We start from the raw sequence: 6,087 nt of genomic DNA on the forward strand, positions 1-6,087 counted from the left end.
CCACGGGGGACGAGCGAGGCGCCGTCCTGCTGTGGGACCTCGCCACCGGCACCCCGGCCGGCGCCGGACTGCCCGCCTCCGAGGGCACCTTCGGCCGACCGCTCATCACCGCCGCCGCCCTGCCCGACGGCCGCACGGTCCTGGTCACCGGCGCGCGTCACGGTCATCGGCTGCGGGTGTGGGAACCGGCGACCGGCGCGCTGAGCCACCTCGCTCTCGACGTGAAGCTCACCTGCCTGGCCGCCGCGGGGCCGGACCTGATCGTCGGACACGACCGAGGAGTCCTGAGCGTCCCGCTCACCGGGCGGTGACGAGACGAGTCCCGGAGTACAGGGAGGGGACCGTGACGGCTGTTGCGGACGTGAGTGACAGGACGCTGTGGCGGGTGCCCGGTGGAGGGGTGCTCTCCACATGCCGACGATGGCGGAGGGGGCCGTCCACCTGGTCGGGGACGAGTCCGAGCTGGTGGCGGTCGACGCGGAGACGGGCCGGCGGCGCTGGACACTGGACGACGAGTTCGGGGTCGCGAGCACCCCGGTGGCCGGTGGTGGCGCCGTGTACTTCGCCGACACCGTCGGAGCGCTGACGGCGGTGGACGCCGTGACCGGCGACGTGCGCTGGAAGTGGAGACCACGGCGTTCGAGGATGTCGGCGCCGACGGTGGCGGACGGCATCGTGTACGCCGCCTCGCGCAACGGCAGGATGTGGGCGGCGGACGGGTTCACCGGTCGGCCGGTGTGGGGCGTCGCGGTGTGGAGTGCCTTCGTGGGTCTGATGGGCCGTCGACGCGGTCACGGGTGAGGAGCGCTGGAGACAGGAGACCGGGTCCGGGCGGCGGTCGTCGGCGGCGGAGATCGTATACATCGGCAGCGAGGAGAAGTCGCTCTGGGCGGTCGACGCGGCGATATGACGTCCCCCGACCCTCACGGGCGTCAGTTTTCCGCCAGGGAGCGTTCCGAACGGGGCAACTTCATTGACGTTTCAATAAGGGATGGCCAATCTGTGGTCGAGGTGCACATGGCCCGAGGCCAGAAGAAGTCCAAGGTTGAACCAACCCTGCTTGGAGATCATCATGCCGGTAGTTCGCGTCGCTGTGCACGCGGAGGACGCCCTCACTTTCCTCGGACTGGTCGGTTCGCTCGCGGAAACACCCGGACTCGCGCTGGTCAGCTCGGCGACCGGTGAGGAGGCCGACGTGACCGTCGTCTCCGGGCAGCGAGTGGGGCTCGCCTTCACGGAGTTGCTGAAGAGTCTGAGTGAGCCGGTGTCGGGGTTCCTGGTCATCTCCGACAACACCGGGGGTACGGATTACTCGGAGACGATCGGACTCGGGGTGCGGGCGGTGTTACGCCGAGAAGAGTTCACCCGGCAACGACTGGTCGAAACGATCTGTCTCGTGGTAGAAGGTCAAGCCTGCTTTCCCCCCGAGTTGCAAGGAAGTCTGCTCGACCGCATGAGCCGGACCCGGAAAGGCCTCGGTCTCTCGGACCGGGAAATCGCCGTGCTGCGGATGGCGGCGGAGGGACACAGCAACATCGAGATCGCGAAGCAACTCCCGTACTCTGAACGGACGATTAAGAACGTCTTCCACTGCCTGATGAAGCGAATGCAACTGAGGAACCGCACGCATGTAGTTTCATACGCCATCCGGGCCGGTCTGATCTGATCCGATGGGCTCCGGCCCGCTCAGGAGCCCGTGAGCAGGCCGAAGTTGTCGACGCCCAGCCAGAACGCGGCGGCCAGTCCCAGGAAGGCCAGCGCGGACGCGGCCAGCCGTGGCCGTGACACGTCCATGAGCCGTCGGCCGGCGCCGAGGACGGAGAGCGCGGCGACCGCCTGGAGTGCGACGATGCCGAGCGTGCCGAGTCCCAGCATGGTGGTGGTCATCCCGGTGTAGGGATCGAGCCCGGCGAGCGCGAACCCCGCGACGGCGACCGCGTTCAGCGCTGTCTGGAGCAGCCCCGCCAGGTGCGGGGAGCGGTGACGGGGGTGGAACGCGGCCAGCGCGGCCGGCAGCAACCGGTCCTCGGCGAGGGTCTGCGTGTAGCGGCCCGCCGCGCTGTGCAGCGCCAGGGTCGCGGCGAACAGGCTGGTGCAGAGCATGACCTGCATGGCCGTACCGGCCGTGGCTCCGAGGTAGGTGTCCGTCAGGGTGAAGAACAGGCTGCCGAGCTGCTCGCCCGCTTCCTGCCGCACCTGCCGCTCACCCACCGCACCGACCGCGATCCAGCTGGTCAGCGTGTAGAAGCCGGCGATGAGGACCACCGCGACATACGTGGCCCGCACCACGCTGCGCCGCGGATCGCGTGCCTCCCGGCCGTACAGCGCGGCCGACTCGAACCCGATGAAGGAGATGGCCGCGAACATCACGGACACGCCGAAGCCCGTCCCGAACACCTCGTGCGGCGCGAACGAGGTGGCCGGGAGGGCGGTGGGCAGTCCCTTGCGCGCGACGACGGCGACGTCCAGGGCCAGCAGGATCGCCAGTTCGCCGGTCATCATCGCGGCCACGGTGCGTGCCCCGGCGCCGATGTCCCGGTACCCGAGCCAGCCGACGGCCGCCGTGCCGGCCGCCGCGCACACCCACCACGGCACGTGCACGCCCCGGTCCGCGAGCACCAGCGAGGTGAAGTACCCGAAGGCGCCGAGCAGCCCGATCGCCGCCAGGTTGTAGGAGACGACGGCCACGTAGCCGCTGGCCACCCCCGTCGGGCGGCCCAGGCCCTCGGCGGCGGCGGAGTAGAAGCCGCCACGGCCGCCGGTGCGGCGGGCGATCACGGCGTAACCGGCGCAGAAGCAGAGCAGGACGGCCCCGGTCAGCGCGAACGCGGCCGGGACCCCGGCGCCGTTGCCGAAGGCGAAGGCCAGCGGGACGGTCCCGGCCATCGCGGACAGCGGAGCCGCCGCCGAGACGATGAGATAGACGATGTGCCGGGTGGCCAGTGCCGGTGGACGCACTGTGGCCGTGGTATTGGACGGAGCCTGGTCGAGCATTCTTCCCTCCGGCGCCGAGCTGACCGCAAAATGACAGCCGCGACTATGCCTGGCCGCTCTGACGGCAAACTGATTGAGCGCTGACCCTGCCCTGGCCGGGCCCGGGTGTTTGGTCCGGGAAAAAAAGGCAAAAGAGACCTTTGGCCGTGTCAATTACCTCTGAGGTAATAAAAAGATTCGGGTGGCCGATGGTGCATCTCGCATGGCCATTTGGGCCACCCTTTTCGAATTGATCCGGTCAACGTCGCGGGAGGGGGAGCGAGGATATCGGGCCACCGGATGTCTCACAGCTTCCGAGGATGTACCTTTTGTGCGCATATGTGACCCCCGTGTGTCCGAATGAGGTGACGCCTCGGCTTCTGGCCAGTAATCGACTTTCGCCCCCGACCCCCCTTGCGTAGCACTTTCCGCTTCGCATTAATTAACGCGACGGGGCGCTTTGCCCGTGCGAGGATCGGAGAATTTCCGTGCTTCAAAGAATTGATTCCGATGTGATAAACCCGGGATCTGGTAAAGAATCCTTTGAGGAGTTGAACTTCCGGCTCCTCGGCCCGCTGGAAATGAGGGTCGGAGCCCGCGTGGGCGCGCTGGCCGGCGCCCGGCAGCGGACGCTGCTCGCCGCCCTGCTCCTGCACAGCGGACGCCTGGTCCCCGTGGAGCAGCTCTACGGGGAGCTGTGGGGCGAGACGCTGCCGCCCACGGTGGGCAACGCCCTCCAGGCGCACATCTACCGGCTGCGCCGCAGGCTCCAGCAGCTCTCCGCCGCCGGCTCCGGTCCCCAACTGCTCACCCGGCCCTCGGGATACGTCCTGGAACTGAACGGCGCCACCGTCGACACGGACGCCTTCCACGGGACGCTCGCACGGGCCCGGGCGCACATCAACACCGATCCGCACGTCGCCCACGCGCTGTTCGAGGACGCCCTCGCCCTGTGGCAGGGGGACCCGCTCCAGGACGTGATCCAGGGCCCCATGTGCCGCAGCGTCGCCTTCCAGCTCAAGGAGGAGTACCTCACCGCCGTCGAGGAGAAGTTCTCGCTCGGCCTCGACATCGCCGACCCGGTCCGCGTCATCGGTGAACTCAAGCGGATGAGTGTGGCCCATCCCTGGCGCGAGCGGATCACCGAACTCCTCATGATCGCCCTCTACCGGGCCGGCCGGCAGGCGGAGGCGCTGGAGACCTACAACGGCATCCGCCGCAGGCTCGTCGACGAACTGGGCATCGAGCCCTCGATCCAGCTCCGGCAACGGCTGAAAGAGATTCTCAACCAGGTGCCCTACGCGCGCGGCCACGTGGCCGCGCACGGATCACGGATACCGGGCAGGGCCGCCGATCAGGCGGTGGTCACCCCGCCCGGGAGGATGCGCTCGAAGCCGGCATAGGGCACGAGCGCCTTCGGCAGGCGCACCGATCCGTCCGGCCGTACATGCTGTTCCAGGATCGCCGCCACGGTCCGGCCGATCGGCAGCGCCGAGCCGTTGAGTGTCACGACGGGGGTCTTCCGGGAACCCTGGCCGCGGCGGCGGATATTGGCCCGCCGGGCCTGGAAGTCCCCGCAGTCGGACACCGACGAGATCTCCCGGAACGCCCCGCTGCCCGGCAGCCACACCTCCAGGTCGTAGGTCATCCGGGCCGAGAAACCGAGGTCACCGGCCGGCAGCAGCACCACCCGGTACGACAGTTCCAGGACCCGCAGGCACTCCTCCACCTGACTCACCATCAGCTCCAGCTCGCGCCGGGCGTCGTCCGCCGCGCACAGCCGCACCAGCTCGACCTTCTCGAACTGGTGCAGCCGCAGGATGCCCCGAGTGTCCCGGCCGTAGGAACCGGCCTCGGCACGGAAACAGGGGGTACGGGCGGTGACCGCGAGCGGCAGCCGCGCCTCGTCGAGGACCTCGCCGGCGAACAGGTTCGTCAGCGGCACCTCCCCGGTCGGGATCAGCATCAGCTCCCGCTCACCCACCCGGGTCGAGAACAACTCCTTCTCGAACTTGGGCAGTTGGCCCGTCCCGGTCATCGTCTCCCGGGTCACCAGGTACGGCACCGAGTACTCCGTGTAGCCGTGCGTCCCGGTGTGCAGATCCAGCAGGAGATCGGCCAGCGCCCGCTCCAGCCGGGCCCCCGCCCCCCAGGCCACGGAGAACCGCGCCCCGGACAGCTTCGCCGCCCGGTCGCCGTCCAGGATCCCGAGCGACGCCCCGACCGCCGCGTGATGACGGTCCTTGTCGGCCGGCGCCGGCGGCGGACCGCAGCGGCGCACCTCCACCGCCTCCGCCTCGGTCCGCCCGTCCGGCACCTCGTTCAGCGGGATGTTCGGCACGGACAGCAGCAGCTGCGTCAGTTCCTCCTGCGCGCTCCGCAGCCGGGACTCGGCCTGCTGCACCCGCTCCCGCAGCGCCCGTGCCACGGCCCGCGCCTCCTCGGTGACCGCTCCCTTGGTGGCCTGCTTCAGCTCCGCCCGGGCCGAGTCGGCCTCCTGAGCCGCCCCGGTCCGCTCCCGGTGCAGCCCCTCCAGCTCCTCCAGCGGCAGCACATAGCCGCGCCGCGCCAACTGGGCCACCGCCTTGTCGCCCAGCGCCAGCAGTTCACGGGCATCATGCATCGCTGTTCCCTTCCCTTCGGCCGCGAGGTGCGGCACCGATCGTGATCAGGCCGCCGCGATGACGAGGACGGCGTTCTGCCCGCCGAAGCCGAACGAATTGCTGACGGCCAGCTCGGCCCGGGTGGGGGTCGCGGACCGCGCGACCTCGATGTCGAGCCGGGGGTCCAGCCGCGACAGCCCCGCCGTCGGCGGCACCACCCCCTCCTCCAGGGTCAGCACCGTCAGCGCGGCCTCCACCGCGCCCGCCGCGCCCAGCAGATGCCCGGTCACCCCCTTCGTCGAGGTGACCAGCGGATCGCCGGTCAGCACCCGGCTCAGCATCCGGCCCTCCGCCAGGTCGTTCAGTGGGGTCGAGGTGCCGTGCGCGTTCACGTGCCCGACGTCCGCCGGGGAGGCCCCCGCGTCCGCCAGCGCCGCCCGGACCGCGGCCTCGGCCCCCACCCCCTGCGGGTGCGGACTCGTCACGTGATGGGCGTCGGCACTCGCCCCGT

General features: G+C 70.0%; 5 protein-coding genes and 2 pseudogenes. 4 read left to right on the forward strand and 3 right to left on the reverse strand.

Annotated elements, in window-relative coordinates; all coding sequences use genetic code 11:
- From ACVNF4_RS30940 to ACVNF4_RS30950, 3 genes and pseudogenes are all read left to right on the forward strand, one after another.
- Positions 1-311, forward strand: a pseudogene (locus ACVNF4_RS30940) (hypothetical protein); the annotation flags it as partial.
- Between the two features lie 100 nt (positions 312-411).
- Positions 412-801 (forward strand): outer membrane protein assembly factor BamB family protein, encoded by a 390-nt coding sequence (locus ACVNF4_RS30945; protein WP_461806195.1) that lies wholly within the window; start codon positions 412-414, stop codon positions 799-801.
- A 259-nt stretch (positions 802-1,060) separates the two neighbouring features.
- Positions 1,061-1,666 (forward strand): helix-turn-helix transcriptional regulator, encoded by a 606-nt coding sequence (locus ACVNF4_RS30950; protein ID WP_461806196.1) that lies wholly within the window; start codon positions 1,061-1,063, stop codon positions 1,664-1,666.
- 20 nt (positions 1,667-1,686) lie between these two features.
- Here the strand turns inward: ACVNF4_RS30950 and ACVNF4_RS30955 are convergent, their stop codons facing one another.
- The gene (locus ACVNF4_RS30955) at positions 1,687-2,958 is read right to left on the reverse strand and encodes an APC family permease (protein ID WP_461806197.1); all 1,272 of its coding nucleotides are present in this window, start codon (positions 2,956-2,958) and stop codon (positions 1,687-1,689) included.
- Between the two features lie 566 nt (positions 2,959-3,524).
- Here ACVNF4_RS30955 and ACVNF4_RS30960 point away from each other — a divergent pair.
- Entirely contained in the window at positions 3,525-4,376 is an 852-nt protein-coding gene (locus tag ACVNF4_RS30960; RefSeq protein WP_461806198.1) for an AfsR/SARP family transcriptional regulator, read from the forward strand.
- Here the strand turns inward: ACVNF4_RS30960 and serS are convergent.
- Both serS and ACVNF4_RS30970 read right to left on the reverse strand, forming a co-directional pair.
- Positions 4,328-5,596: a serine--tRNA ligase gene (serS, locus tag ACVNF4_RS30965; protein WP_461806199.1), complete on the reverse strand. Its 1,269-nt coding sequence runs from the start codon at positions 5,594-5,596 to the stop codon at positions 4,328-4,330. The two genes, ACVNF4_RS30960 and serS, sit on opposite strands and share 49 nt — an antisense overlap.
- A gap of 45 nt (positions 5,597-5,641) precedes the next feature.
- Positions 5,642-6,087: pseudogene (locus ACVNF4_RS30970) on the reverse strand (3-oxoacyl-ACP synthase); the annotation flags it as partial.

Source organism: Streptomyces sp. S6 (assembly GCF_054880855.1).